We start from the raw sequence: 26,749 nt of genomic DNA, 5'->3' as shown, positions 1-26,749 counted from the left end.
GCGTTAGCTGGGTGGAGCGTGTCATGCTGAGCGTAACGCAACTCTGGTCGCATTTGGTGATGCGGCCGGAGGTGCGTCCCCGCAGGGGCCTCCCGGAGCCCTGCACCGATGTCGACGGAGGTTTGCGCGTGCCCACTCAGCTTTCTTTGCGCGGTGTGTCCATGTCCCGGGGCGACCGCCCGCTCCTGGACGACGTCACGTTCTCGGTGCGGCCGGGTGAGCGGATCGGCATCGTCGGAGAGAACGGCGCCGGGAAGTCCACGCTGCTCAGGCTCCTCGCCGGCCTCGAGGTACCCGACGACGGCACCGTCGTCGCCGGGGCGGAGGGCGGCGTGGCCCGCCTGGGGCAGACGCCCGAGCTTCCCCCGGACCGCACGGTGGGTGACGCTGTCGACCTGGCCCTCGCCGACCTCCGCGCCATGGAGCGCAGGCTCCGGGAGCTGGAAGCGGTCCTGGGGGAGGCCGGGCCCGAAGCCCTGGGGGAGTACGGCGAGCTGCTCAGCGCCTTCGAGGCGCGCGGCGGCTACGAGGCCGACGCCAGGGTGGACAAGTCGCTGCACGCCCTGGGCCTCGCCCACATCGGACGGGAGAGGCTGCTGGGCAGCCTCTCCGGAGGGGAACAGGCGCGTCTCGGGCTCGCCTGCCTCATCGCTGCCGCCCCCGAGGTCATGCTCCTGGACGAGCCGACCAACCACCTGGACGGCGCGGCCCTCGTCTGGCTCGAGGACACCCTGCGGGCGCACCCCGGCACCGTCCTCGCCGTCTCCCACGACCGCGTCTTCCTCGAACGCGTCGCCACCGCCGTGGTGGAGCTCGACGCCGACCGCAGGTCCCTCGTCCGCTACGGCGGGGGATACGCCGGGTTCGTCGAGGAGCAGGCCGCGGCCCGCCGGCGCTGGGAGCAGGCGTACGAGGAGTGGTCGGGCGAGACCGCGGCGCTCGAAGGCGCCGCTGCGACCGTCGCCCGGCGCGTGGCCCCGGGCCGGGCCGCCAAGGACGGCAACAAGATGGCCTACGACCGCGACAAGGGCCGCGTCCAGGCCTCGGTCTCCAGCCGGGTGCGCAACGCCCAGGAGCGGCTGCGCCGGCTCCGGGAGAACCCGGTGCCCCGCCCGCCGGAGCCCCTGCGCTTCGACGCCCGCCCGGCGGCGGGCACGGCCGCAGGCGTCCTCGTGGCGCTGGAGGACGTACGGGTCGGGGACCGGCTCGCGGTCCGCCGGATGGAGGTCGGCGCGGGCGAGCGGCTGCTGGTCCACGGGGCCAACGGCGCGGGGAAGAGCACCCTGCTCCGCCTGCTCGCGGGCGTCACCGAGCCGGACACGGGCACCGTGACCCGGCGGGGGAGCATCGGCTACCTCGCTCAGGAGATCCCCGTGACCCGCCCCGCGGAACGGCTGCTCGCCGCCTTCGCCCGCGGCCTGACGGGCACCGAGGAGGAGCACCGGGACCGGCTGCTGTCCTACGGGCTCTTCCGGGAGCGCGACCTCCACGTGCCCGTCGGCGCCCTGTCGGCCGGACAGCGCCGCCGCCTGGGGCTCGCCCGCCTCCTCGCCCGGCCCGCCGACCTCCTCCTGCTGGACGAGCCGACGAACCACCTCGCCCTCGGCCTGGTCGAGCAGATGGAAGAGGCCCTGGCCGCTTGGTCCGGCGCCCTGGTCGTGGTCACCCACGACCGGCACCTGCGGCAGCGCTTCGAGGGCCGGCAGTGCGAGATACGGGCGGGCCGGGCGCTGGTCACGGGCTAGCGAGGCGGCCGGACGGCGCTCGATCTAGGGTGGCGGCATGCCACGGCCCCGACGCATCGTTCTCATCCGGCACGGCGAGTCGGTGGGCAACGTCGACGACACCGTCTACGAACGCGAGCCCGACCACGCCCTGAGCCTGACGGAGAAAGGCTGTCAGCAGGCCAGGGACGCAGGGGCTCCCCTCCGCGAGCTCTTCGGCGACGAGCGGGTCTCGGCGTACGTCTCGCCCTACCGCCGCACCCATCAGACCTTCCAGGCCCTGGGGCTCGACCCCGGCCGCGTCCGCGTCCGCGAGGAACCCCGGCTGCGCGAGCAGGACTGGGGGAACTGGCAGGACCTCGTCGACGTGCGCAGGCAGAAGGCCTACAGGGACGCCTACGGCCACTTCTTCTACCGCTTCGCCCAGGGCGAGTCCGGCGCGGACGTCTACGACCGCGTGGGAGCCTTCCTGGAGAGCCTGTGGCGCAGCTTCGAGGACCCCGGCCACCCGCCCAACGTCCTGTTGGTCACCCACGGCCTGACCATGCGGCTCTTCTGCATGCGGTGGTTCCACTGGACGGTCGCGGAGTTCGAGTGCCTGTCGAACCCGGGCAATGCGGAGACCCGCGCCCTGCTCCTCGGACCGGACGGCCGGTACCACCTCGATCGGCCCTTCGAGCGCTGGTGCACACCTGAACCGTACGGCTTCACCGGTTAGAGTTCGCACCGATGACCGCTGACCGATTCCACCGCGCACTGGCGAGCCTGCGCGGGCTGGCCCTCGGCGACGCCCTCGGCTCCCAGTTCTTCGTCCCGGGCAACTACCCGTCACTCAAGCGGCGCGAGCTGCCCCCGTCCCCCTGGCAGTGGACCGACGACACCGAGATGGCCTGCTCCGTGCTGGCCGTCCTCGCCGGGCACGGACGCATCGACCAGGACGCGCTCGCCCGCTCCTTCGCGGAGCACCACGACTTCGACCGCGGCTACGGCCCGGCCGTGGGCCGCATGCTGCGCCTGGTCCGCGAGGGCGGCGACTGGCGCGAGCTGGCCTCGGCCCTCTTCAACGGGCAGGGCTCCTGGGGCAACGGCGCGGCGATGCGCATCGCCCCGCTCGGCGCCTGGTACGCGGACGACCCGGAACAGGCCACGCACCAGGCCGAGATCTCCGCGTACACCACCCACCAGCACCGCGAGGCGGTGGCCGGGACCATGGCCGTGGCCGCCGCCGCGGCCATCGCCGCCGCTCCGGCCGGCCCCGTGGCGCCCGACGCCCTCCTGGAGGGCGTCATCGCCCTGGTGCCGCGCAGCGCCGTGCAGGCCGGTCTCCGGCGCGCGCGGGACATGCTCGACTACGGCGACCCGACCACGGTCGCCGCCGTCCTCGGCTGCGGCCGCCGCACCAGCGCGCACGACACCGTGCCGTTCGCCCTGTGGTCCGCGGCGCGCAGCCTCACCTCCTACGAGGCCGCCTTCTGGACCACCGCACAGGTGGGCGGCGACGTGGACACCAACTGCGCCATCGTCGGCGGAGTGGTCGCCGCGGGCGAGCGGGGGACGCCGCCCGCCGACTGGCTCCGGCGCACCGAGGACCTGCCGGACTGGCTTCCGTCCGGCGCGGGCCGCCGGTAGGCGAACCGGCCGCAGGAACCGGAATGGAACCGACCGTAAGAAAGGGGAGGGGGCGGGGCTACTCGGGCCACCCGTAGGGGCGTACGCTTGCTGGCGCCATGCCGTACGAACCGCCTACCCACACCGTCGAGCGCTCCCTGCGCGCAACGACCGGAGTCAAGGTCGTCGCCGGGCTCGACGAGGTCGGCCGGGGCGCCTGGGCCGGTCCGGTCACCGTGTGCGCGGCCGTCACAGGACTGCGCCGCCCTCCCGAGGGCCTGACCGACTCCAAGCTGCTGACGCCCAAGCGGCGAGAGGCCCTCGCCGTGCAGCTGGAGAGCTGGGTCACCGCCCACGCACTCGGTCACTCCTCCCCACAGGAGATCGACGAGCTGGGCATGACGGCGGCGCTGCGGCTGGCCGCCTCCCGCGCGCTGGAGGCGCTGCCCGTCCGGCCCGAGGCGGTGATCCTCGACGGCAAGCACGACTACCTCGGCGATCCCTGGCGGGTCCGTACGGTCATCAAGGGCGACCAGTCCTGCGTGGTCGTCGCGGCGGCGTCCGTGCTCGCCAAGGTCCGGCGCGACGCGATGATGGCGGAACTGGGCGTCGGCTACGAGGACTTCGGCTTCTGTGACAACGCCGGATATCCCTCGCCGGTGCACCGCGCCGCTCTCGAGGCGCTGGGCCCCACCCCGCACCACCGGCTGTCCTGGTCGTATCTGGACGCACTGCCCAGGTGGCAGCACCTCAAGCGGGTTCGCAGCGTCCCCGAAGCAGCTTCACTGGAGGCCGGTGGCCAGCTCGGTTTCGAATTCTGAGCGGCCCGGCCGCCACCCGCCGACGCGACTCGCACCGGCGTTTGATAAACATCAACTCATGCCTCTCATCCCCGAGGAGCCTCAGATTCACGAGAGTGTCCCGGGTCCCCGTGCCGTGCCGGCCCCCGGCCGTACGGCGCCGACCCCCCGCCCTGTCCCTGGCCCCCGCCCGGCTCCGGCCCCGGCACGGCCCGGTCCCGGCGCCCACCGTCCGGTCCCGGCACCGTCCCGGCCCGCCGCGTCGCAGCCGGCCGCCCCGGCCGCCGGCCCGCAGGTCCAGCTGATCCCCGCCTCGGTGCAGGGTGCCCTGGACGCCGCGGACGAGGCCGTCGACCTGCTGCTCGACACCGGCCGCGCGCCCGGCGAGATCCTGGTGCTGACGACCGGCGACCCGCACCCGTGGGCGGCGCACGAGCTGTCCTTCGGCGAGGCGTCGTACTGGGCGCAGCACGACGCCCGCGACGACGTCTTCTACGCGGCCGCCGACGCGGAGCGCGCGGGAGCGCGGCCGGTCGTGGTCGTGGCCGTCAACGGCGGCGCGGACGACGCGGTGACCCGCGCGCTGCCCGCAGCGATGAGCCGCGCCGGCGGGCTGCTGATCGTCTGCGGCGACCCGCAGCGCGTCAACGCCCTGATCTCCGCGGGCGTCTGAGGACGGACCCGGTGGTCGTGCGCCTCGGAGAGGTGCAGGCCGCGAGGTCCGCGCTTTTTCCGGGGACGTGCTGTCCCCGCGCGCCCGTCAGCGGGCGACCGTGCGGCGGTGTGCCTCGTGCGCGCCGCCGCCGGACGTCATGGACGCCTGGGCGTGCGCCGGTGACCGCGGCCGGCGCCCGCTGCGTCCCTCGCCGAGGATCTGCCAGCCGCTCTCGGTCAGCGTGATGTACGCGCCGCAGCGCAGCCCGTGCAGCGTGCAGGCGTCACGCAGGCCCCACATCCACGCCCCGTCCTCCTCCGTCCAATGGGCCTCGCCCGGTCGGCAGTAGAGCAGCACGGCGGTGCGCACCGGCGTACGCCGACGCAGATCGTGCGGGATCACCCGGCGCAGCTGTGCGAGCAGTGCGTTGCGCAGTTCCCAGCCGTCGGGCGGGACGGGAAGGCGGACGAACGAGGCGCTGGCCGCGAGCCGTTCGTCGTGATCGAGAACGGCGACGACGGCCGTCGACGGCGCCGGCAGGTGACGGGCGTGCAGGCCGGTGATCACCTCGCGCGGGTTGCGCAGCAGGGGGATTCCGGCCGCGGCCCATTCGGAGGGCTCAAGCATCCGGCTCAGCCGGTGCCCGGCCTCGGCGGGAGGCGGCGGTACGAAGTCGAAGGCCATGACCCTCCTTCGGCTGCGTGGCCACGGACCGGGCGGCGCCGGGCAGGAGTGCACGCCACGACGGCCGTCCCCGGCGGGCCGTGGACGGACGAGAGCGGGATCGCGTCCAATTCTCGCGGTGCCGGGGGCAGGCGGCAACGATCAATTGGCGCCATTGGCCGATGGCGCGCGGCTCGCCTCTCCCGCCCGCCCCCGCCGCACCGCCTGCCGTGCGCGGCTAGCCCTGTACCGCCAGAACCAGCGGGAACACCTGCGGTGCGCCGGAGCGCCGCAGCAGCCGTGCGGCCACGGCCAGTGTCCACCCGGTGTCGGTGAGATCGTCCACGAGCAGGACCGGCCCGCCGGCCGAGGCCAGGCCTTCTGCGAGGGGCGGCGGCACCGTCAGCGCTCCGTCCAGCGCACGCAGCCGCTGCGCGCTGTTGGTGCGGGGCACCCGGGTGTCGGTGTCCGCGCCTCCGTACTCGACCGTGCCCAGCAGGGGCATCCGGCCCACCGCGGCGATGTGCTCGCCGAGCGAGCGGATCAGCTGCGGCCGGGTGCGCGAGGCGAGCGTGACGACGCCCACGGGGCGGCCGGGGGCGTCCGCCGCTCCGGAGGCCCAACCGCCGGGCCCGCGGGCCCAGTCGGCCAGCACGGTCACCACCGCGGCGGCGACGTCGTCCGGAACAGGCCCGTCCGGAGCGTGCGGGGCGAGGAGAGGGCGCAGCCGGTTGCCCCAGCCGATGTCGGACAGCCGCCCGAGGGCCCGGCCGGGGGCGGCCTGTTCGCCGGCCGGGATACGGCCCTTGAGATCGACGCCCACGGCCGGCATGCCCGTGGGCCACATCCGGCGCGGCTCGACTTCCACGCCCGGGCGGCCCAGCTCGCCCCGCGACGCGTCGAGCGCCCCGGCGGAGACCTCCGTGCCGAAGCGCGGCCCCGTGCAGTTGTCGCAGCGCCCGCACGGGGCCGCCTGCTCGTCGTCCAGCTGACGGCGCAGGAACTCCATCCGGCACTGCGTGGTGGCGGCGTAGTCGCGCATCGCCTGCTGCTCGGCCCCGCGCTGCCGCTCCACCCAGGCGTACCGCTCGGCGTCGTACGTCCACGGCCGGCCCGTCGCGGTCCAGCCGCCGCGCACCCGGTGCACGGCGCCGTCGACGTCGAGGACCTTGAGCATGGTCTCCAGGCGCGAACGCCGCAGCTCGACCTGGGGCTCCAGGGCCGGCAGGGAGACGGGGCGGTCCGATGCGGCGAGCACCTCCAGGGTGCGGCGGACCTGCTCCTCCGAGGGGAAGGCGAGGGAGGCGAAGTACTTCCAGATCGCCTCGTCCTCCCGGCCCGGGAGCAGCAGGACCTCGGCGTGCTCGACGCCGCGGCCCGCGCGGCCGACCTGCTGGTAGTAGGCGATGGGGGAGGAGGGGGAGCCCAGGTGGACCACGAAGCCCAGGTCCGGCTTGTCGAAGCCCATGCCCAGCGCCGACGTGGCGACGAGCGCCTTGACGCGGTTGGCCTGCAGATCCTCCTCGGCCTGCAGGCGGTCCGCGTTCTCCGTCTTGCCGGTGTAGGAGGCCACCGTGTGGCCGCACCGGCGCAGGAAGGCCGTGACCTCCTCGGCGGCCGCGACGGTGAGCGTGTAGATGATGCCGGAGCCGGGGAGCTCGGCGAGGTGGTCGGCGAGCCAGGCCAGCCGGTGTGCGGCGTCGGGCAGCTGCAGGACGCTGAGGCTCAGGCTCTCCCGGTCCAGCGCGCCGCGCAGCACCAGCGCCTGCGTGGACTCCTCGCCCGTGCCCAGCTGCTCGGCGACGTCGGCGGTGACGCGGGCGTTGGCCGTGGCCGTCGTGGCGAGGACGGGGACGCCGGGCGGAAGATCGGCGAGCATCGTGCGCAGGCGGCGGTAGTCGGGCCGGAAGTCGTGGCCCCAGTCGGAGATGCAGTGGGCCTCGTCGACGACCAGCAGGCCGGTCGCGGCGGCGAGCTTGGGCAGGACCTGGTCACGGAAGTCGGGGTTGTTGAGCCGCTCGGGGCTCACCAGCAGCACGTCGACCTCGCCCGCGGCCACCTCGGCCTGGACGGTGTCCCACTCCTCGACGTTGGCGGAGTTGATCGTGCGCGCGTGGATCCCGGCCCGTGCCGCGGCGTCCACCTGGTTGCGCATCAGCGCGAGCAGCGGCGAGACGATCACCGTGGGCCCGCTGCCCCGGGCCCGCAGCAGCGCCGTCGCGACGAAGTACACCGCCGACTTGCCCCACCCCGTGCGCTGCACGACCAGCGCGCGACGGTGGTGGGCGACCAGCGCCTCGATCGCCAGCCACTGGTCCTCCCGCAGTCTCGCCTTGCCCGTGGGGTCCCCGACGAGGCGGGCCAGGACGGCGTCGGCCGAGGCGCGGAGGTCTTCGTTCGTCATGCCCCCATGCAACACGAGTGCACTGACAATGCGCGAACGAACCAGCCCGGCTGTGGAAAACCGCTGTCCACAGCATTAGTAGGACCATATTCCGGGGTTATCCACAGGCCTGGCGGGCCGCGGTGGACCCGCGGGACTCTCGGGCCATGACGCAGCACAACGAATCCGCCCGCCCGTCCACGCCCTCCTCCCCGTCCGCCGCCGTGCCCGGCACGGCAGGGGACCCGGGACAGCAGGTCACCCTCCGCTCGCCGGCCGAGCTGGCCGACGCCCTCCCGTACCTGCTCGGCTTCCACCCGACCGACAGCATCGTCCTCGTCGCCCTCCACGGTGACCGGGGTCGCTTCGGCGGCCGGCTGAGGCTCGGCATCCCGCGCAGCGGAGAGGAATGGCCGGACGTCTGCGACCAGCTCGCCGAGACCCTCCTGACCGGCAGCAGCAAGCGCGGCAACCGCCCCGACGGCGTGGTCATCTTCCTCTGTCAGGACCCCGACACCGCCGCGGGCCAGAGTCCGCGACAGGTGATGGAGCGGCTGCGCCCGCTCGCCCAGAGCCTGCGCCGGGCCTGCGGCCGGCTCGACATGCCGGTGCACGAGGCCCTGTGCATCTCCGACGGCCGCTTCTGGTCGTACTGCTGCCCCGACCCCCGCTGCTGCCCGCCCGACGGCACCCCCCTCTCCCTGCCGGGCACCTCGGTCATGGCCGCCGCGGCCACCTATGCGGGCATCGAGGTCCGCGGCACCCTCCGGGAGATGGAGGAGCGGTACGCACCCCTCACGGGTGACCGCGCCGAGGGGCAGCGCAAGGCGCTGGACGCCGCGGCCTTCGCGATGGTCCCGCGGATCCTCGGCGGCGAGGGCTGCGAGCCCGTACGGCAGGAGACCCTCGCCCTCGCGCGGGCCCTGGCCGACCGGTTCCAGGAGACGCCGCCCCTCACCGGCCGCCCCGCATCCGACGCCCGGGACGACTCCCTCCTGACCGACGAGGAGGCCGCCACGGTCATCGTCGGCCTCCAGGACCGCGTCACCCGGGACCACGCCGCGGAGTGGATGGAGGGTCCGCAGGCACCGGCCGTCCTGCGGCTGTGGCGCGCCCTCGCCCGCCGCTGCGTGCCCCCGTACGCGGAGTACGCGGCCGCGCCCGTCTCGCTGGCGGGCTGGGTGGCCTGGGCCACCGACGACCAGCCCGAGGCGCGGGTCGCGCTGAGCCGGGCCCTCGGCGCCGATCCCGAGTACGTCTTCGCCCAGTTGCTCTACCGCGCGTGCAACGAAGGGCTGGATCCCGAGCCGCTGCGCCGGTGCCTGCGCCACGAGAAGGCCGACCGCGCCCTGCAGGACGCGGTCCGGGCCGAGGTGGAACGCATCGAGGCGGCGGCCGCGGCGACGGCCGCCGGAGCGGAGGGCACCGGCGCCACGAGGGCCGTCCGGCGCCGGACGAGGCCGGGCGGGCCCGGCGGCAGCACCGGCCCTGCCGGCCCTGCAGGTCCCGGCGGCCCGGCGGGCAGGCCCCGCGCACGGCGCAGGAGCACGCGCAAGAGGGACCACAGCCACGAGGACCGGTCCCAGTGAACCCGTGGCCCACACAGGCGGCCGTCCACACCGTGACCTCGGCAGGGCCGCCGCCGTTCATCCGGGTAGCCCGCAAACGTCGTCCGTCGTCCCGGTCAGTGACACCCACAGGGGAGCGCAGTCAAGTGCAAGGCATCGTCCCCCATGGTCAGCCGCCCCGGCCCCGTTCCGCTCCGCCGCAACGCCCCTCTCCGGGGCGTCCGCCGGCCCCGCAGCCCGTGCACACGGCCATGATCTGCGTCGCACTGCCCGCCCTGGCGATCTCCGGGGAGCACGGGCAGATGACGGGGCAGGGGCTCGACGGGTTCTACCGGAGCGGGCGCCGGCTCCTGGCCCGCTGCAGGCTGAAGGTCGGCGGTGCCGAGCCGCTGCCCGTCCAGGGACGGATGCTCGGCGCCGACCGGGCCCGTTTCGTCGGCGCCGTGCGGACCGCTGCCGACTCGGGCCCCGATCCCGCCGTGACGGTCGAGCGCCTGCGGACGGCGGAGGGCGTGGAGCGGATCGCCTTGCGCAGCACTGCGGCCCGCGCCCTGCGGCTGCCGGTCGAGGTGTCGCTCGGCACCGACCTCGCGGAGCTGGGCGCGGTCGCGGCCGGTGCGCCCGGGCCGGAGGTCCCCGCCGGGGTGCACGCCTCCGGGCTGCGGTGGTCCACCGGCGAGGCGCAGGCGGCGGTCACCACCGACCCCCCTCCGGGGGACGCCCTGGCATCGGCGGGGATGCTCTGCTGGGAGATCGAGCTCCCGCCCGGCGGCACCCGCAGCATCGAGCTGCGCGTCCTGCCCGAGCAGCCCGGCAGGGTCCGGCAGCCCGAGGCGGCCGTCCCGGGCCGTGCCTCCACGGTCCCCTGGGGCGATCCGCAGGCCGAGGGCGACGACCCCCGGGCAGGCGCACTGCTCGCCGCCGCTCTCGACGACCTCAGGGCACTGCTCGTACGCGACCCCGCCAGTCCCGGTGACGTCCACCTGGCGGCCGGCGTCCCCTGGCGCTGCGGCCTCGCACCTGCCGAGGCCCTCTGGGCAGCGCGGATGACGCTCCCCCTCGGGGTCCGGCTGGCCGCGGGCACGCTGCGCACCCTGGCCCGGACGCAGATCACGGGGCCGGGCCCCGACAAGGGGCGGATCCCCGGGGCGCTGCGCCACGCCGGGGCCCACCTGCCGCCCGGCTGCACCGGCACCGAGGCCACGCTGCTGTTCCCCGCCGTCCTGGCCGAGGCCCGGCGGTGGGGGCTCCCCGAGCGGGAGGCGGAGGCGCTGCTGCCCGCGGCCGAGCGCTGCCTCGAGTGGCTGCGGGCCGCGGCGGGGGACGAGGGATACCTCGCGGATCCCCTGCCCGGCGGGCCGTACCGCTGCGAGACGCAGGCGCACGCCCACCGTGCGGCCGTGCTCGGGGCCGACCTCCTGGAGACCTACGGGCGTCCCGGGGCCGAGGCCTGGCGCAGCTGGGCGGCCGGCCTGCGCAGGCGCTTCCGCGAGGACTTCTGGGTCGAGGATCCGGGCGGCGGGCGCCCCGCAGCCGCCCGTACGCCCGATGGGCGCCGGATACCGCACCTGGGGAGCGCCGCCGCGCACCTCCTCGACACCGGCCTGCTCGGCGGGGGGATGCAGGCACCGGGTCTGCTCGACAGGGTGCAGACCGAGCAGCTCGCCCGGTTGCTCGGCGGGCCGGCGCTCGACTCCGGCTGGGGCCTGCGCAGCCTCGGGGCGAAGGAGCCGGGCCACAACCCCTTCGGCCACCGAAGCGGCGCCGTCCGGGTCCACGAGACGGCCGTGGCCGTGGCGGGCCTGGCCTCCGCCGGCTACGAGAAGGAGGCCGGCGCCCTGCTGCGCGGCACCCTGGACGCGGCCGCCGCCTTCGGCCACCGGCTGCCGGAGATGTACGCCGGGGAGCAGCGCACCGCCGGGAGCGCGCCGCTGCCGCACCCGGCCGCGTGCCGGCCCGCGGCCGTCGCCGCCGCGGGAGCGGTGCACCTGCTGACCGCGCTCGCCGGTCTGCGCCCCGACGCCCCGGCGGGGTGCGTGGCCGTGCGGCCGCTGCACACGGCTCCGCTCGGCGCGCTGAGGTTCACCGGGCTGCGCATCGTGGAGCAGCCGTTCGCGATGAGGATCAGCAGGCTCGGCCTCGGCATGGTCGAGGAAGCCGCCGACGGTCTGCAGCTGGGGGTGTGAGCCGGTTGGTTCCCGAGCTCGCGGAGGGGGCGCTCGCCGGCCCTGCTCAAGACCCTGTTTATCGTCAGGAAGACGACTATGATCGCGTCATGCCCTACGACCCGTCGGCCTTTCCGCCCTTCGCTGTCACCGTCGACCTGGTCGTGCTCACCGTGCGGCGCCACGCGCTGTGCGCGCTGGCCGTCCGCCGCGGCGAGCCCCCGTACCAGGGCCGCTGGGCGCTGCCGGGCGGTTTCGTCCGGGGGGACGAGGACCTGACGACCGCGGCCGCGCGGGAGCTGGCCGAGGAGACCGGGCTGAACGCCCACGACCCGGCGGGCCCCTCGCCGGCCAACGCGGCCCATCTCGAACAGCTCGCCACCTACGGCGACCCGAAGCGGGACCCGCGCATGCGGGTGGTGAGCGTCGCGCACCTGGCGCTCGCGCCCGATCTGCCCGCCCCGCGCCCCGGAGGCGACGCGCACAGCGTGCGCTGGGCGCCGGTGGAGGACCTGCTGGACCAGGAGGTCGGCTACGGCCGCGACGGCGAGCAGGTGACCCCCCTCGCCTTCGACCACGCGCAGATCCTCGCCGACGGCGTCGAGCGCGCCCGCTCCAAGATCGAGTACTCCTCGCTGGCCACGGCCTTCTGCCCCCAGGAGTTCACCGTCGGTGAGCTGCGCCGGGTCTACGAGGCGGTCTGGGGCGTCGCTCTGGACCCGCGCAACTTCCACCGGAAGGTGACCGGCACGCCCGGCTTCCTGGTCCCCACCGGCGGCACCACGACACGCCAGGGCGGCCGTCCCGCCCAGCTCTTCCGGGCCGGCGGGGCCACGCTCCTCAACCCGCCCATGCTGCGCCCCGAGGCCTAGTCCCGCCGGGATCGCGCGCGCTCCGGGCGCCTCGTGATCCGGCATGCCCGGGGGCGGGACACGCCTCACAACTGCCTACATTGCGTAGCAAATAGGACATAGCGGGTTACGGTGCTGCCGTACCTCCCCGCAGTTCCTCCGCGCCCTCGGCCGCCTCGGTCACCGAGCGGGCCGAGGGGTGCCGCCGAGCCGTCTCACGCCCCGCGAGAGAAGCCATGATCCAGGCCATCGGACTCACCAGCGCCCCCCAGCGCAACCGGTTCCCCGCCGTCGACGACCTCACCTTCGAGGCCCGCCCCGGCCGGGTCACCGTCCTGCTCGGTGACCACGGAGCGGGCAAGACCAGTGCCCTGCGCCTCCTCCTCCGCCTCGACCCCGGCCGCGGCATCGCGCTCTTCCGCGGCCGCCCCCTCGACCGGGTCCCGCACCCCACCCGCGAGATCGGCGTCGTCCTCGGGGACGTCCCCGGTCATCCGGCCCGCAGCGCCCGCGGGCACCTGCGCATGCTCAGCGCCGCGGCGGGCGTCCCCGCCGAGCGCGCCGACGAGGTCCTCGAGGTCGTCGGCCTGACGGGCCTCGCCGGCCAGCACCTCGGAGACTTCTCCCTGGGCATGGACCGGCGCCTGGGCATCGCCGCCGCCCTCCTCGGCGATCCGCACACCCTCGTCCTGGACGAGCCCGCGCACGAGCTCTCTCCTCGCGAGACCGCCTGGCTGCACGGAATGCTGCGGGCCTACGCGGACCACGGCGGTGCCGTCCTCGTCACCTCGCAGGACCCCAAGGAGGCGGCCCGCATCGCCGACCGGGTCGTCACCATCGACGACGGCCGCCTCGTCGCCGACCAGGAGGCGGCCGAGTTCGCCCGCACCCGGCTGCGACCGCGCGTCGCCGTCCAGTCGCCCCTGGCCGCCCGCCTCGCCCACGCCCTCACGGCCGAGGCCGACCGGACGGAAGCCGCCGAGGGCCGGCAGGCCGTGGAGGTCGTGCAGGAGGGCGGCAGCCGGCTGTCGGTCTACGGCAGCACCTGCGCAGCCGTCGGCGAGACGGCCTACCGGCACGGAATCCTCGTCCACCGGCTGACCGAGGAGATCGGCGACAGCGGCCCCGTGCCCCCGCTGCTGCGGGCCGACGGCCGCCGGGCCGACGCCGCTGCGGCGCCCGCCGGCACGTCGCCCCCGGAGGCTGCCGCAGATGCCCCCGCAGACCCCTGTACGGACGCACAAGGCAGTCTCCTGCCCGCCGCGGAAGCGGAGCCCTCCGGCCACCCCGGCCCCGTCGTGCGGGCCGCACACGCGGGCACGCCCGGCACCGCCGTCCCGCCCGAGCTCGCCGTGGAGCTCCCCCGTGTCCATCCCCGCCTCCCGGCCCCCGACCCCGCCTGGCCGCTGCGCTACGAGCTGCGCCGTGCCACCGGCGTGCGGACCGGCTGGATCGTGGCGGCCGCCGCGCTCGTGGCCTCCCTGCTCGTGTCCGTGCTCCTCGCCCGGGCGGGATCGGCCCCGGCGCCCCGCGTGCTCACCGGCTGGCCCGCCCTGCTGCCCCTGCCGCCTGCCGTCTTCGGGGCGGGGCTCATCGGGGCGATGGCCTTCGGCCAGGAGTTCCGCTATCCGGCCCTCGCGCCGGACCAGGGCACCGTCCCGCGCCGGCTCGGCCTGCTCGCCGCCAAGCTCGCCGTCACCGCCGTGGCGGCCGTCCTCCTCGCCCTCGCCTCCCTCTTCCTCGACGCCGGCGTCGACGGGCTGCTCTTCGGCGACGAGGTGGTCTCCCTCCCGCGCGACTGGGCCGTCCTGCTCGCCGGCTGGGCCGCGCTCACCCTGGGCTGCGCGTGGGCGGGGCTGCTGGCCGCGGGGCTCTTCCGGTCGGCGGCGCTCGGGCTGGTCGCGGTGCTCGCCGTGCCGACGCTCGTGGTGCCGGTCCTGGGCAGCGTGCTCGCCGAGCCCGCGGCGCGCTCGCTCGTGGGGCTCCCGGAGCGGCTGCGCGCGGCTGCGGTCGTGCAGTGGCCCTCGGGCATGGACCGGGGCGTCTCGACCGCCCTGCGGCTGGTGTCGCAACCGGTCGGCTGGGCGCTCGCGTTGTCACTCACGGCACTTCTCGGGGCCTACGTCCTCGCGGTGTTCCGCGGCAGGCCGCGATGAGGGCCGCCGGCAGTGGGTCTCAGAGCCCCGACGCCCCCTCCCACGTGCGGAGTTGGCAGGCCGCTGCCGTCACGCTCCGCATATGAACCGTCTCGGAGAGTGCCCGATTCTGTCCGTTTGGCCGTCAATTGTGAGGTAATGGGCGATCACCCTTTCGTGTGCTTTTCACCAAAGACCTCAAGGGACTTCGAGGTGTCGCCGACAAAGGAGGCGTGAGTACCCTTGCGCACACCATGATGACCGCGGCTCGCCCCGCCGACTCCGGCCTCGCAGGCCCGGGCGAGCTTGACCGTTACTCCTACGCGGAGGCCTCCGGGCACGACCGCGGGGCCCCGCCGGCCTGGGACGGCGAGGCCGAGCTCAGCCGCGCCGGCCGCCGGGCCGCAGGCAGCCGGGGCCGGGGCCTGCACGGCCAGCTCGTGCAGCAGCTCGGCCAGATGATCGTCTCCGGGGACCTGGGCGCCGACCGCCCGCTCGTCCCCGAGGAGATCGGGCAGCGCTTCGAGGTCTCCAGGACCGTCGTCCGCGAATCCCTGCGCGTCCTCGAGGCCAAGGGCCTCGTCAGCGCGCGCCCCAACGTGGGCACCCGCGTCCGCCCCGTCAGCGACTGGAACCTCCTCGACCCCGACATCATCGAGTGGCGGGCCTTCGGCCCCCAGCGGGAGGACCAGCGCCGCGAGCTGTGCGAGCTGCGCTGGACCATCGAGCCCCTCGCCGCCCGCCTCGCCGCCGGTCACGGCCGCGAGGACGTCCAGCAGCGCCTGGCCGACATGGCCGAGATCATGGGCCACGCGCTGGCCCAGGGTGACTCCCTCACCTTCACGCGCGCCGACGCCGAGTTCCACTCCCTGCTCCTGCAGGTCGCCGGCAACCGCATGCTCGAGCACCTCGCGGGCATCGTCTCCTCCGCCCTGCACGTCTCGGGCGCGCCCTCCGGCGGCTGCGACCGCCCCACCGAGGCGGGCGTCGGACACCACCTCCGCATCGTCGACGCCGTCGGGGCGGGCGACGGAGCCGGGGCCGAGGCCGCGATGAGGCAGCTGCTCATCGCCCACCCGGACGTCGAGCGCGTGGTGCCCGCGCCCCGCGAGCACTGACCGCGGAGAGGAGCGGGACGGTACGGGTGGGTTCGTACGGAAGGGCCGCACGCGCCGGGCCGGGACAGGGCCCACGCGTGCGGCCGGATGCGCGGCCGCACCCGTGAGCCGTCCGGTGGCACCGGCGCCCCTCCCGGAACTCGGACCGGGAAGCCAGGAAGTGGAGTGTTCTGTCCAGTTGAGCAGGCATTCACTCCGTTTTGGGGTGTGACTCGGGCCACGAGGATTGGGCGTAACGCTCCTTGAGGCAGTGCGATGACTAAAGAGGTGGTGGACGCGGAGGGAATACGGGCCCCGTCCAGGGCGCTGTGTCCGTCTGCATCTCATCACCCGCGCGCCGTCGGTTCATCCATGCCGGCGGTCGTCGGAACCGGTTCCCCGATCAGGGCGGACCGGGGCCGGAAGCCGTTTCCATCGTTCCGAGAGGTTGTTCGTGTCGGCCAGCACATCCCGTACGCTCCCGCCGGAGATCGCCGAATCCGAGTCTCTGATGGCGCTCATCGAGCAGGGAAAGGCCGAGGGGCAGATCGCCGGCGACGACGTGCGTCGGGCCTTCGAGGCTGACCAGATTCCGCCAACCCAGTGGAAGAATGTTCTGCGCAGCCTCAACCAGGTCCTCGACGAGGAGGGTGTGACGCTGATGGTCAGTGCCGCCGAGGCGCCCAAGCGCACCCGCAAGAGCGTCGCAGCGAAGAGCCCGGCGAAGCGCACCGCCACCAAGGCCGTCGCCTCCAAGACGGTCACGGCCAGGCAGACCGCGTCCTCGGCGTCCGCCACGTCCGCCTCGGCGGCGTACGGCGACGACGAGAGCGCGGAGGCGCCCGCCAAGAAGGCCGCCACCAAGAAGGCGGCGGCGAAGAAGACGGTGGCGAAGAAGACCGCCGTCAAGAAGACGGCGGCCAAGAAGACCGCCGCGAAGAAGGACGCCGACGAGCTCCTCGACGAGGACCTCGTCGAGGAGACCCCGACCCCGGGCAAGGGTGAGGAGGAGGACGAGACCGGCGAGAACAAGGGCTTCGTCCTCTCCGACGACGACGAGGACGACGCTCCCGCGCAGCAGGTCGCCGTCGCCGGCGCCACCGCCGACCCGGTCAAGGACTACCTGAAGCAGATCGGCAAGGTCCCCCTCCTCAACGCCGAGCAGGAGGTGGAGCTCGCCAAGCGCATCGAGGCGGGCCTGTTCGCCGAGGACAAGCTGGCGAACTCCGACAAGCTCGCCCCCAAGCTCAAGCGCGAGCTGGAGATCATCGCCGAGGACGGGCGCCGCGCCAAGAACCACCTCCTGGAGGCCAACCTCCGCCTGGTGGTCTCCCTGGCCAAGCGCTACACCGGCCGCGGCATGCTCTTCCTGGACCTGATCCAGGAGGGCAACCTCGGTCTGATCCGCGCGGTCGAGAAGTTCGACTACACCAAGGGCTACAAGTTCTCCACGTATGCGACCTGGTGGATCCGCCAGGCCATCACGCGCGCGATGGCCGACCAGGCCCGCACCATCCGTATCCCGGTGCACATGGTCGAGGTCATCAACAAGCTCGCGCGCGTCCAGCGCCAGATGCTCCAGGACCTGGGCCGCGAGCCCACCCCGGAGGAGCTGGCCAAGGAGCTCGACATGACCCCCGAGAAGGTCATCGAGGTCCAGAAGTACGGCCGCGAGCCGATCTCCCTCCACACCCCCCTGGGTGAGGACGGCGACAGCGAGTTCGGTGACCTCATCGAGGACTCCGAGGCGGTCGTGCCGGCCGATGCCGTGAGCTTCACCCTGCTCCAGGAGCAGCTGCACTCCGTCCTGGACACGCTCAGCGAGCGCGAGGCGGGCGTGGTCTCCATGCGCTTCGGCCTCACCGACGGCCAGCCGAAGACCCTCGACGAGATCGGCAAGGTCTACGGCGTGACACGTGAGCGCATCCGTCAGATCGAGTCGAAGACGATGTCCAAGCTGCGCCACCCGTCCCGTTCCCAGGTCCTGCGCGACTACCTGGACTAGAACCGGACGGACGACGACGACCCCGCAGGGCCCGGCACCTCTCCCGAGGAGCCGGGCCCTGCGGGCTGTACGGGTGACAGTGCGGCCGATCCGGAGGCATGCCGTCCAGGTTCCGGATGCGCCGATCGCCGTGCGGGTTGACTCTGGGTGTGCAAGGAACCCCGCAGAGTCAGGAGATCGTATGCGTTCGCTGAGCTGTCTGCTGGCCGGATCGATCGCCATGGTCTTCGCGGTCCCGGCCCCGGCGGTGGCGGACCGTGCGGTCGTCGGAGGGCAGGCCGTGAGGGCCTCCGAGGCGCCCTGGGTGGTGGCGCTGGGCAGCCGGCAGCGGTTCGGGGCCGCCAGGGCCGGACAGTTCTGCGGCGGGGTCCTCGTGGGCCGCAGAACGGTCGTCACGGCGGCGCACTGCCTGAGCCACGAGGTGCTCGGCGTCGACGTCAGCGAGGCGAGGGACCTGCGGGTCATCGTGGGCCGCGACGACCTGCGGGGTGCCGTCGGAGCCGAGGTGGCGCCGCGGGAGACCTGGGTCAACCCGGGGTTCGACCCGGGGACCAACGCGGGGGACCTGGCCGTGCTCACCCTGCCCAACCCGGTGCCGGAGAGCCATGTGATCCCGATCGCGCAGCAGGGCGACGCCGCCTACCGGGTGGGCGCCAAGGCCACGGTCTACGGCTGGGGCGACGTGATCGGCAACGGCACGTACTCGGAGATCCTGCGCGGGGCGAGGGTGCGGGTCCTGCAGGACGCGGTGTGCGAGCGGGCGTACCCGGGGACTGCGGACGGCGTCTTCCGCCGGGCCTCCATGCTGTGCGCCGGGATGCCGCTCGGCGGGCGGGACGCCTGCCAGGGGGACAGCGGCGGACCGCTCGTGGCGCAGGGAAAGCTCGTGGGCCTGGTCTCCTGGGGGGCGGGCTGCGGGCAGCCGCAGTATCCCGGGGTCTACACGCGGATGTCGGCCTACACGGCGCTGGTGGCGGAGCACGGCGGCGAGGGCGCCCAGGCGGCCCACAGGCCGCCGGCACAGGGCCGGCCTCCGGTCGCCCAGCCGGCTGCTCCCGCCGCTCAGCAGGGGGCCTCGGCGGCAGCGGCGCCGCAGCCGCAGAAGCACAGGCAGCAGAAGCAGCACCAGCACCACAACAGCGCGAAGGTGCGCCAGAGCGTACGAGAGCGGGCGGCTTCCCCCGTGGTGGGGGCAGCCGCCCGCGGCTGTCCGGCTACGAAGGGCCGGACCTCGCTCGTCGTCGGATGCGATGTGTCAGCGTTCCGCTACGGACTCAGCGGTCCTCGTCGGGCGCAGACGCCGGGGGGGCGGTGAGCCGCTCCGTCTCGTCCTGTATTTCCGCGGCGATCTTCTTGAGTTCTGGCTCGAACTTACGCCCGTGGTGGGCACAGAAGAGCAGTTCACCGCCGCTCATGAGAACGACGCGCAGGTAGGCCTGAGCGCCGCACCGGTCGCAGCGGTCAGCGGCCGTCAGCGGGCTCGCGGGGGTCAGAACAGTAGTCACGTCGCCTCTTCTCTAGCTCGACGAGCTGTCGTACCAGGGTCAACATCCAACCAGGCCGAAAACGTTCCCGCTCGCGGCTTTTCCTCGAAAGTTCCTTCCGAGTCGCTTCCGAGTCGGCCAGATCTTGACGGTTGGCGGCGAATGAGCCGTATTGCGTGGGCCTACGGTTTCACATCGCTGGGGGCTTTCGTCCTCCCGGCCGGCTTGCCGGTGTTCTTGAGGACGTGCCCGGAGCCTAAATGGTTCATGCCTCCAAGGGAACGTGATGTGCACGTCACTCCATCGTGTCATCGAACGTGTGATCGATCGCTGGACTAGCATGGGCGTTCCCACGGGTGGCTGCACAAAGGCTCTACCAGGCATCGGTACCCTCTGAACGGCAACCGGGCCGCCGGCCCGCCCGACCGGGGCCGAAAAGAAATTCAGCGAGGAGCGAACCCGCGTGACCGCCGAAACGTCCGTGCCGTCCACTGCGCTGCTGACCGGGGCAGACCGGGACGGGTCCAACTACACCGCGCGGCACCTGCTCGTCCTCGAAGGCCTGGAAGCCGTCCGCAAGCGGCCCGGTATGTATATCGGCTCGACGGACAGCCGTGGCCTCATGCACTGCCTCTGGGAGATCATCGACAATTCCGTCGACGAGGCCCTGGGCGGCTACTGCGACCGCATCGATGTGGTCCTCCACGACGACGGCTCCGTGGAGGTGCGCGACAACGGCCGCGGCATCCCCGTCGACGTCGAGCCCAAGACCGGGCTGTCGGGCGTCGAGGTCGTCATGACCAAGCTGCACGCGGGCGGCAAGTTCGGCGGCGGCTCCTACGCGGCGTCCGGCGGTCTGCACGGCGTCGGCGCGTCGGTGGTCAACGCGCTCTCCGCGCGCCTGGACGTCGAGGTCGACCGCAACAGCAGGACCCACTCGATCAGCTTCCGCCGCGGCGTCCCCGGCATCTTCACCGAGTCCGGCCCGGACGCCCCCTTCGATCCGGCCAACGGCCTGCTCAAGGGCAAGAAGATCCCCAAGGCGCGCACCGGCACCCGCGTCCGCTACTGGGCGGACCGGCAGATCTTCCTCAAGGACGCCAAGCTCTCGCTGGAGACCCTCTACGGGCGGGCCCGCCAGACCGCCTTCCTGGTGCCGGGCCTGACGATCGTCGTCCGCGACGAGCGCGGCATCGACGGCGAGCAGGCCACCGAGGAGGTCTTCCGCTACGACGGCGGCATCAGCGAGTTCTGCGAGTACCTGGCGCAGGACAAGGCCGTCTGCGACGTGCTGCGGCTGAGCGGGCAGGGCACCTTCAAGGAGACCGTGCCGGTCCTGGACGACCGCGGCCACATGACCCCCACCGAGGTCACCCGCGAGCTGGGCGTGGACATCGCCCTGCGCTGGGGCACGGGCTACGACAGCACGGTCAGGTCGTTCGTCAACATCATCGCCACCCCCAAGGGCGGCACCCACGTGACGGGCTTCGAGCGCTCGATCACCAAGACCGTCAACGAGGTCCTGCGCTCGTCGAAGCTGCTGCGCGTCGCCGAGGACGACGTCGTCAAGGACGACGCCATGGAGGGGCTCACGGCGGTCGTGACCGTACGCCTGGCCGAGCCGCAGTTCGAGGGCCAGACCAAGGAGGTCCTGGGCACCTCGGCCGCCTCCCGGATCGTGGCCAACGTGGTCGCGAAGGAGCTCAAGGCGTTCCTGACCTCCACCAAGCGCGACGCCAAGCAGCAGGCGCGGGCCGTCCTGGAGAAGGTCGTCGCCGCGGCCCGCACCCGTATCGCGGCGCGCCAGCACAAGGAGGCCCAGCGGCGCAAGACCGCCCTGGAGTCCTCGTCGCTGCCGGCCAAGCTCGCCGACTGCCGCAGCGACGACGTCGAGCGCAGCGAGCTGTTCATCGTCGAGGGCGACTCGGCGCTCGGCACGGCCAAGCTCGCGCGGAACTCCGAGTTCCAGGCGCTGCTGCCGATCCGCGGCAAGATCCTCAACGTCCAGAAGTCGTCGGTCTCGGACATGCTCAAGAACGCCGAGTGCGGCGCGATCATCCAGGTCATAGGAGCGGGGTCCGGCCGGACCTTCGACATCGACGCGGCCCGCTACGGCAAGGTCATCTTCCTCGCCGACGCCGATGTCGACGGCGCGCACATCCGCTGCCTGCTGCTCACCCTCTTCCAGCGCTACATGCGCCCGATGGTCGAGGAGGGGCGGGTCTTCTCCGCGGTGCCCCCGCTGCACCGCGTGGAGCTCACCCACCCCAAGAAGGGGCAGGACAAGTACATCTACACGTACTCGGACGCCGAACTGCGGCAGACGCTGCTGGAGCTGGAGCGCAAGAACGTGCGCTACAAGGACTCCATCCAGCGCTACAAGGGTCTCGGCGAGATGGACGCCGACCAGCTCGCGGAGACCACGATGGACCCGCGCCACCGCACCCTGCGCCGGATCAACATCAGCGACCTGGAGGCGGCGGAGCGCGCCTTCGATCTGCTGATGGGCAACGAGGTGGCACCCCGCAAGGAGTTCATCACGAACTCCGCGGCCACCCTGGACCGCTCCCGCATCGACGCCTGACCCGCGTCCTCCGCTCCCGGGGTCCGGCCCTGGCCGGGCCCCGGCTCGTGGATCCGGAGGCACCACTCGTCGGCGCACGGCCCCCCCCGGAGCCATCCATCACCTGATGGGGTGAACGTCGGGGCGACGGCCGGGTCCGCATCCCGGCGTTCTGTCCATCCTTGGGTCCCCGGCCGCGGGTGACGGCTGTCAACCGGGCAGTCGTCGGCCGGGCTCGGGATCCGAGGAGAGTGCGGTGGAGAGACACGACAGAGGCAGTACCGGAAGCGCCGATGCCGGAACGATTCAGCCGGTCGGTGCCCTCTCCGCGCCGGATGTCTACAGCGAGGTCCAGCGCGGTGCGGCCTTCCAGGAAGTGCGCAGCCGCTACCGCCGGTTCGCCTTCCCGGCGGCCGCCGCCTTCCTGCTGTGGTACCTGGCGTATGTGGTGACGGCCACCGCGGCACCCGGTCTGATGGCCCGGCAGGTGGCGGGTGCGCTCAACGTCGCCATGCTCGCCGGGCTCGCCCAGTTCGCCACGACGTTCCTGCTGACCTGGGCCTACGCGCGCCATGCACGGCTGCACCGCGATCCCGCGGCGCTGGAGCTGCGCTGGGCGGTCACCCTGGAGACCGGGGCGCGGCCGGTCCGCGCCCGGGGTGAGCGCGCATGACGGGTCCTCACCACGCCCTCGCGCTCGCGCTGTTCTGCGTCCTCGTCCTCGTCACGCTGGGCATCACCACCTGGGTGGGCCGCGAGCGCCGCGGCTCGCCGGAGGAGTTCTACGCGGGCGGGCGGCTCTTCAGCCCCATGGAGAACGGTTTCGCCATCGCGGGCGACTACATGTCCGCCGCCTCCTTCCTCGGCGTCACCGGCCTCATCGCCCTGCACGGCTACGACGGCATCCTCTACACCGTCGGCTTCCTGGTCGCCTGGCTCGTCGTGCTGTTCCTCGTCGCCGAACTCGTCCGCAACTGCGGCCGGTTCACCCTCGCTGACGTCCTGGTCACCCGGCTGCGCGAGCGCCCGGTCCGGATCGCGACCGGCGCCTCCTCCGTCACCGTCTCCGTCCTCTACCTCGTCGCCCAGATGGTCGGCGCGGGCAGTCTGATGACGCTGCTGCTGGGCGGGACCGGAGAGCGCGCCCGCGCCTGGACCGTCGTCGGCGTCGGCGTGCTGATGGTCGTCTACATCACCCTGGGCGGCATGCGGGCCGCCACCTGGATCCAGATCGTCAAGGCCGTCCTGCTGCTGGGCGGCACGGTCGCCCTCACCGTCCTCGTCCTCCTGCGCTTCCACGGCGACCTCTCCGCCCTGCTCACCACGGCGGCCGGCCGCAGCGGCCACGGGCAGGCCTTCCTCGCACCGGGCCTGAAGTACGGCGGCGGCTGGACCGCCCGGCTGGACTTCGTGAGCCTCGGCCTCGCGCTCGTCCTCGGCACCGCCGGGCTGCCGCACATCCTCTCGCGCTTCTACACGGTGCCCACTGCCCGTGCCGCCCGCCGCTCGGTCGTCTGGTCCATCGGGCTCATCGGCGGCTTCTACCTGATGACGATCGTGCTCGGCTTCGGCGCCGCCGCGGTCCTCGGCTCGGACGCCGTACGGGCCGCGGGCTCCGCCGGGAACAACGCCGTGCCCCTGCTCGCCCTCGACCTGGGCGGCGGCGCCGGGTCCACCGGCGGCACGGTCCTCTTCGCCGTGGTCGCCGCCGTGGCCTTCGCCACGATCCTCGCCGTCGTCGCCGGGATCACCCTGGCCTCCTCCGCCTCGGTCGCCCACGACCTGTACCGGACGCTGAGCCGCCGCGCCCGCACGCCCCGCAGCGAAGTGGCGGTCGCGCGCCTCGCGGCCGCCGGCACCGGTGCGGTGGCCATCGGGCTGGGGCTGCTCGCCCAGGACCTCAACGTCGCCTTCCTGGTCGGGCTCGCCTTCGCCGTCGCCGCCTCCGCGAACCTGCCGGTGCTCCTCTACACGCTCTTCTGGCGGCGGTTCACCACCCGCGGGGCGGTCTGGTCCGTCTACGGGGGCCTGGTCCCGGCCGTCGTGCTCGTCGTCCTCTCGCCGGTCGTCTCCGGCGGGCCGGACGCGATCTTCCCCGGTGCGGACTTCGCGCTCTTCCCGCTGGAGAACCCCGGTCTCGTCTCCGTCCCGCTGGGCTTCCTCGCCGGCTGGATCGGCACGGTGACCTCGCGCGAAGCGGCCGACGCGGGCGGCCACGCCGAGACGGAAGTGCGCTCGCTGACAGGAGCCGGCGCGGCGTAGCGGCAGGCCGCCCGGCCCCGCCGCGGGGCCCGGCCCGCCGTGCGTCGCGGTCCACCGTGCGGAGCGGTCCGCAGCGCAAAAAGGTCTGCAGTGCGTAGCGGCCCGGCCCCGCCGCAGCGCGCAGGGAGCCGGCCTCAGCGGCCCGTCCACGCGTAGCGGTGCTCCGGGCGCCCCGTCTCGCCGTACTTGAGGGTCAGGCTCAGCCGTCCGGACTCCTCCAGCCGCTTCAGGTAGCGCTGCGCCGTCGAGCGGCTCAGCCCCGACCGCGCCGCGACCTCGTGCGCCGACAGCGGGGACGCGGCGTCGGAGAGCACCTGCCGTATCAGCTCGGCCGTGGGCGCCGAGTGGCCCTTGGGCAGCGGCGTGCTGGTGGCCGCCGTGCGCAGGGTGCCGAAGATGCGGTCGACCTGGTCCTGGCCGGCCTCCTGCGCGTCGTCGAGGGTCCGGCGCAGCTGTGCGTACGCCTCCAGCTTCACCCGCAGCCCGGGGAAGGTGAACGGCTTGACCAGGTACTGCAGGGCCCCGTAGCGCATGGCTGCCTGCACGGTCGCGACGTCGCGCGACGCCGTCACCATGATCACGTCGGTGAGGTCGCCGAGCTGCCGCAGCCGGCGGACCAGCCCCAGGCCGGTCTCGTCCGGGAGGAAGTGGTCCAGCAGCACCAGGTCGATGCCGCCCTTCTCCAGCACGGCCATCGCCTGTGCCGCGTTGTGGGCCTTGGCCCCGACGCGGAAGCCGGGAACCCGCGACACGTACGCGGCGTTGATCTCGGCGACGCGGAAGTCGTCGTCCACGACCAGGACCTCGATCATCGTTCACCCCTTCGAGCGAGCTGAGTGGGCCGGGTGGGCCGGGTGGGCAGGTAAGCGCAGCGCTTCGGGCAGTTCCACGGTGAACACGGCGCCGCCGCCGTCCCGTTCGCCGGCCCGCACCGAGCCTCCGTACCGCTCGGCCAGCCGCCGTACGAGCGAGAGGCCGAGGCCCCGGCGGCGGTGCGGGACGGCCTCCTTGGTGGACCAGCCGTCGGTGAAGACCAGTTCGCGGACCGCGGCGGGCACCCCGGGGCCGTTGTCCGCCACCCGGACCACCAGCGTCTCCCCGACGGCCCGCAGCTCCACCTCCACGAACGGCGCGTCGCGGGGCACGTCCTCCGCGCCTTTCGCAGGGGCGGCCGGCGCGGCCCGTGAAGCGCCCGCCGCGGCGTCCAAGGCGTTGTCCACGAGGTTGCCGAGCACGGTGACGAGATCGCGCGGGTCCACGACCCGGTCGGGCAGCCGGGTCGCCGGGCTCACCCGCAGGGCCACCCCGCGCTCCGCGGCGACCGCGCTCTTGCCCACCAGCAGGGCGCTCACCAGCGGGTCGCGGACGCGCTCGGCGACCTGCTCGGCCGTCGCCCGGTGGGCCCCGGTCACCTCCGCGACGAAGTCGGCGGCCTCCTCGTACATGCCCAGCTCCAGCAGCCCGACGATGGTGTGCAGACGGTTGGCGTGCTCGTGGTCCTGGGCGCGCAGCGCGTCCGTCAGGCCGCGGGTGCCGTCGAGTTCGCGGCGGAGCTGTTCCAGCTCGGTGCGGTCGCGCAGCGTCGCCACGGTGCCGCCGGCGGCGGTGTCCCTGCGGTTGACGACCAGCACCCGCCCGTCCCGCACGGTCAGCAGGTCGGTGCCCGTGACACGGCCCGCCAGCACGTCCGTGGTGCGGCCCGGCGGCAGGACGCGGTCGAGGGGGTGGCCGATGGCGTCCCGGCCGATGCCCAGCAGGCGTGCGGCCGCGTCGTTGAGCAGGCGGACGCGCCCGTGCCGGTCGAGGGCGACCACGCCCTCGCGGATGCCGTGCAGCATGGCTTCGCGCTCGCCCAGGAGGGCGGAGATCTCGGTCAGTTCGATGCCGTGGGTGCGCTTGCGCAGCCGGCGGGAGACGGCGAGCGCGGCGAGCGCCCCGACGCCCAGGGCCGCACCCGCGTACATGAGGATGCCCGGCACGGCGCGCAACAGCAGCGCGTGCACGTTGTCGTAGGCGATGCCTACGGAGACGGCGCCCACGATGGCGCCCTCGCCGTCGCGCAGGGGCACTTTGCCGCGCGCGGAGCGGCCGAGGGTGCCGCGCCCGATGCCCGTCCACTCCTGCCCGCCGAGGGCCCGGCCGGGGTCGCTGCTGACGCGTTTCCCGATCCGCCCGGGGACGGTGTGGGAGTAGCGGATGCCGCGGGTGTCGACGACCACGACGTAACTCGCGCCGGTGGCCAGCCGGATGCGCTCGGCGTCGGTCTGCACCGGCCCGTCGGGGGAGGGCGGCCCGGCCAGCAGGCTGTGTGCGATGCCGGGCTGGGCGGCGGTGGCCTGGGCGATGGCCAGGGCGCGGCGCTCGGCCTGGTCGTCGAGCTGGGCCGCGAGGGGCGCGAGGAAGAGCCCGGCGGCGAGCCCGGCGACCCCGGTGATGATCAGCAGCTGGACCAGCAGGACCTGGGCGAAGACGCGGCGGGGCCAGCGGGGGCGCATGCGTGTCCCCCTCCTTCTCGTCCTGTTGTCGTCCTCCGGCCGGGTGACCGGCCGGCCGCTTACCGGAGTGTCCAGCTCCGCTTCAGCGGCGTTCCGTTTCCGCACTGTGGACCGAACGTAGCCGGTTCTGACCCCCGTCGCCGGTTCCGTGGCGCTTTCGTTGTTCTACCGCGAGCAAAACGAGCAGAACAGGGTTCGTGCGCTGAAGCCGCACAGCGCTCACAAGGCTGTCTGTGCGCCATGCGCCACATCTAGCCTCCACCACCGGTCACCCCCATGGCCGGAAACCTG

20 protein-coding genes are annotated in these 26,749 nt (G+C 73.8%); 15 read left to right on the top strand and 5 right to left on the bottom strand.

All coding sequences use genetic code 11. The features are described from left to right. The first annotated feature begins 128 nt into the window (after positions 1–128). The 5 genes from abc-f to ACFPP6_RS15080 all read left to right on the top strand — a co-directional run bounded on the left by abc-f (position 129) and on the right by ACFPP6_RS15080 (position 4,805). Positions 129–1,745, top strand: a complete 1,617-nt coding sequence (abc-f, locus tag ACFPP6_RS15100) for a ribosomal protection-like ABC-F family protein (RefSeq protein WP_382041645.1) — start codon at positions 129–131, stop codon at positions 1,743–1,745. A 37-nt stretch (positions 1,746–1,782) separates the two neighbouring features. Beyond that, positions 1,783–2,442, top strand: a complete 660-nt coding sequence (locus tag ACFPP6_RS15095; RefSeq protein ID WP_382041642.1) for a histidine phosphatase family protein — start codon at positions 1,783–1,785, stop codon at positions 2,440–2,442. An 11-nt stretch (positions 2,443–2,453) separates the two neighbouring features. Then, a complete protein-coding gene (locus ACFPP6_RS15090; RefSeq protein WP_382041639.1) occupies positions 2,454–3,353 on the top strand; it encodes an ADP-ribosylglycohydrolase family protein in 900 nt (299 codons plus the stop codon). A 98-nt stretch (positions 3,354–3,451) separates the two neighbouring features. Beyond that, positions 3,452–4,153, top strand: a complete 702-nt coding sequence (locus ACFPP6_RS15085; protein ID WP_382041636.1) for a ribonuclease HII — start codon at positions 3,452–3,454, stop codon at positions 4,151–4,153. Positions 4,154–4,211: 58 nt separating this feature from the next. Continuing rightward, the gene (locus ACFPP6_RS15080; RefSeq protein WP_382041633.1) at positions 4,212–4,805 is read left to right on the top strand and encodes a hypothetical protein; all 594 of its coding nucleotides are present in this window, start codon (positions 4,212–4,214) and stop codon (positions 4,803–4,805) included. A gap of 87 nt (positions 4,806–4,892) precedes the next feature. Here ACFPP6_RS15080 and ACFPP6_RS15075 read toward each other — a convergent pair whose 3' ends face one another. Together ACFPP6_RS15075 and ACFPP6_RS15070 are read right to left on the bottom strand one after the other, a co-directional pair. Further along, complete coding sequence (locus tag ACFPP6_RS15075; RefSeq protein ID WP_382041630.1) at positions 4,893–5,471, bottom strand: hypothetical protein; 579 nt, start codon at positions 5,469–5,471, stop codon at positions 4,893–4,895. Positions 5,472–5,688: 217 nt separating this feature from the next. Beyond that, a complete protein-coding gene (locus tag ACFPP6_RS15070) occupies positions 5,689–7,854 on the bottom strand; it encodes a RecQ family ATP-dependent DNA helicase (protein ID WP_382041627.1) in 2,166 nt (721 codons plus the stop codon). Between the two features lie 146 nt (positions 7,855–8,000). On the opposite strand from ACFPP6_RS15070, the gene ACFPP6_RS15065 reads away from it, so the two are divergent. The 7 genes from ACFPP6_RS15065 (at position 8,001) to ACFPP6_RS15035 (ending at position 18,969) form a co-directional block, all read left to right on the top strand. Beyond that, positions 8,001–9,422, top strand: coding sequence for a DUF4192 domain-containing protein (locus ACFPP6_RS15065; protein ID WP_382041624.1), 1,422 nt, complete (start codon positions 8,001–8,003; stop codon positions 9,420–9,422). Between the two features lie 230 nt (positions 9,423–9,652). Then, positions 9,653–11,587: a glycogen debranching N-terminal domain-containing protein gene (locus ACFPP6_RS15060; RefSeq protein WP_382041622.1), complete on the top strand. Its 1,935-nt coding sequence runs from the start codon at positions 9,653–9,655 to the stop codon at positions 11,585–11,587. Positions 11,588–11,676: 89 nt separating this feature from the next. After that, positions 11,677–12,438 carry an NUDIX hydrolase gene (locus tag ACFPP6_RS15055; protein ID WP_382041619.1) on the top strand — a complete coding sequence of 254 codons (762 nt, stop codon included), beginning with the start codon at positions 11,677–11,679 and terminating at the stop codon, positions 12,436–12,438. Positions 12,439–12,653: 215 nt separating this feature from the next. Then, the gene (locus tag ACFPP6_RS15050; protein WP_382041616.1) at positions 12,654–14,573 is read left to right on the top strand and encodes an ABC transporter ATP-binding protein; all 1,920 of its coding nucleotides are present in this window, start codon (positions 12,654–12,656) and stop codon (positions 14,571–14,573) included. 158 nt (positions 14,574–14,731) lie between these two features. Beyond that, a complete protein-coding gene (locus ACFPP6_RS15045) occupies positions 14,732–15,670 on the top strand; it encodes a FadR/GntR family transcriptional regulator (protein ID WP_079110903.1) in 939 nt (312 codons plus the stop codon). Positions 15,671–16,103: 433 nt separating this feature from the next. Further along, complete coding sequence (locus ACFPP6_RS15040; RefSeq protein ID WP_268254325.1) at positions 16,104–17,654, top strand: RNA polymerase sigma factor; 1,551 nt, start codon at positions 16,104–16,106, stop codon at positions 17,652–17,654. A 181-nt stretch (positions 17,655–17,835) separates the two neighbouring features. After that, a complete protein-coding gene (locus tag ACFPP6_RS15035) occupies positions 17,836–18,969 on the top strand; it encodes a S1 family peptidase (RefSeq protein WP_382041613.1) in 1,134 nt (377 codons plus the stop codon). Here the strand turns inward: ACFPP6_RS15035 and ACFPP6_RS15030 are convergent. Then, a complete protein-coding gene (locus ACFPP6_RS15030) occupies positions 18,929–19,159 on the bottom strand; it encodes a DUF7455 domain-containing protein (RefSeq protein WP_030368645.1) in 231 nt (76 codons plus the stop codon). The genes ACFPP6_RS15035 and ACFPP6_RS15030 overlap by 41 nt on opposite strands. 442 nt (positions 19,160–19,601) lie before the next feature. Here ACFPP6_RS15030 and ACFPP6_RS15025 point away from each other — a divergent pair, with 442 nt between their 5' ends. The 3 genes from ACFPP6_RS15025 (at position 19,602) to ACFPP6_RS15015 (ending at position 23,963) form a co-directional block, all read left to right on the top strand. Next, positions 19,602–21,722, top strand: a complete 2,121-nt coding sequence (locus ACFPP6_RS15025) for a DNA gyrase/topoisomerase IV subunit B (protein ID WP_382041610.1) — start codon at positions 19,602–19,604, stop codon at positions 21,720–21,722. A gap of 235 nt (positions 21,723–21,957) precedes the next feature. Continuing rightward, positions 21,958–22,374 carry a DUF485 domain-containing protein gene (locus tag ACFPP6_RS15020; protein ID WP_382041607.1) on the top strand — a complete coding sequence of 139 codons (417 nt, stop codon included), beginning with the start codon at positions 21,958–21,960 and terminating at the stop codon, positions 22,372–22,374. Further along, positions 22,371–23,963, top strand: a complete 1,593-nt coding sequence (locus ACFPP6_RS15015; protein WP_382041604.1) for a solute symporter family protein — start codon at positions 22,371–22,373, stop codon at positions 23,961–23,963. Before ACFPP6_RS15020 ends, ACFPP6_RS15015 begins: the two co-directional genes overlap by 4 nt. Positions 23,964–24,097: 134 nt before the next feature. Here the strand turns inward: ACFPP6_RS15015 and ACFPP6_RS15010 are convergent, their stop codons facing one another. Together ACFPP6_RS15010 and ACFPP6_RS15005 are read right to left on the bottom strand one after the other, a co-directional pair. Beyond that, the gene (locus tag ACFPP6_RS15010) at positions 24,098–24,775 is read right to left on the bottom strand and encodes a response regulator (RefSeq protein WP_382041601.1); all 678 of its coding nucleotides are present in this window, start codon (positions 24,773–24,775) and stop codon (positions 24,098–24,100) included. A 3-nt stretch (positions 24,776–24,778) separates the two neighbouring features. Further along, a complete protein-coding gene (locus tag ACFPP6_RS15005; RefSeq protein WP_382041598.1) occupies positions 24,779–26,458 on the bottom strand; it encodes a sensor histidine kinase in 1,680 nt (559 codons plus the stop codon). Between the last annotated feature and the right edge of the window lie 291 nt (positions 26,459–26,749).

Source organism: Streptomyces aureoversilis (assembly GCF_042657885.1).
Taxonomy (GTDB): Bacteria; Actinomycetota; Actinomycetes; order Streptomycetales; family Streptomycetaceae; genus Streptomyces; species Streptomyces aureoversilis.
This window is presented reverse-complemented; position numbering and strand designations above follow the sequence as displayed.

Bases quoted from the DNA above. Each gene is read 5' to 3' on its own strand.
- ACFPP6_RS15095 (WP_382041642.1), top strand. From the start codon at position 1,783: ATGCCACGGCCCCGACGCATCGTTCTCATCCGGCACGGCGAGTCGGTG.
- ACFPP6_RS15090 (WP_382041639.1), top strand. From the start codon at position 2,454: ATGACCGCTGACCGATTCCACCGCGCACTGGCGAGCCTGCGCGGGCTG.
- ACFPP6_RS15085 (WP_382041636.1), top strand. From the start codon at position 3,452: ATGCCGTACGAACCGCCTACCCACACCGTCGAGCGCTCCCTGCGCGCA.
- ACFPP6_RS15080 (WP_382041633.1), top strand. From the start codon at position 4,212: ATGCCTCTCATCCCCGAGGAGCCTCAGATTCACGAGAGTGTCCCGGGT.
- ACFPP6_RS15075 (WP_382041630.1), bottom strand. From the start codon at position 5,471: ATGGCCTTCGACTTCGTACCGCCGCCTCCCGCCGAGGCCGGGCACCGG.
- ACFPP6_RS15070 (WP_382041627.1), bottom strand. From the start codon at position 7,854: ATGACGAACGAAGACCTCCGCGCCTCGGCCGACGCCGTCCTGGCCCGC.
- ACFPP6_RS15065 (WP_382041624.1), top strand. From the start codon at position 8,001: ATGACGCAGCACAACGAATCCGCCCGCCCGTCCACGCCCTCCTCCCCG.
- ACFPP6_RS15060 (WP_382041622.1), top strand. From the start codon at position 9,653: ATGATCTGCGTCGCACTGCCCGCCCTGGCGATCTCCGGGGAGCACGGG.
- ACFPP6_RS15055 (WP_382041619.1), top strand. From the start codon at position 11,677: ATGCCCTACGACCCGTCGGCCTTTCCGCCCTTCGCTGTCACCGTCGAC.
- ACFPP6_RS15050 (WP_382041616.1), top strand. From the start codon at position 12,654: ATGATCCAGGCCATCGGACTCACCAGCGCCCCCCAGCGCAACCGGTTC.
- ACFPP6_RS15035 (WP_382041613.1), top strand. From the start codon at position 17,836: ATGCGTTCGCTGAGCTGTCTGCTGGCCGGATCGATCGCCATGGTCTTC.
- ACFPP6_RS15015 (WP_382041604.1), top strand. From the start codon at position 22,371: ATGACGGGTCCTCACCACGCCCTCGCGCTCGCGCTGTTCTGCGTCCTC.
- ACFPP6_RS15010 (WP_382041601.1), bottom strand. From the start codon at position 24,775: ATGATCGAGGTCCTGGTCGTGGACGACGACTTCCGCGTCGCCGAGATC.
- ACFPP6_RS15005 (WP_382041598.1), bottom strand. From the start codon at position 26,458: ATGCGCCCCCGCTGGCCCCGCCGCGTCTTCGCCCAGGTCCTGCTGGTC.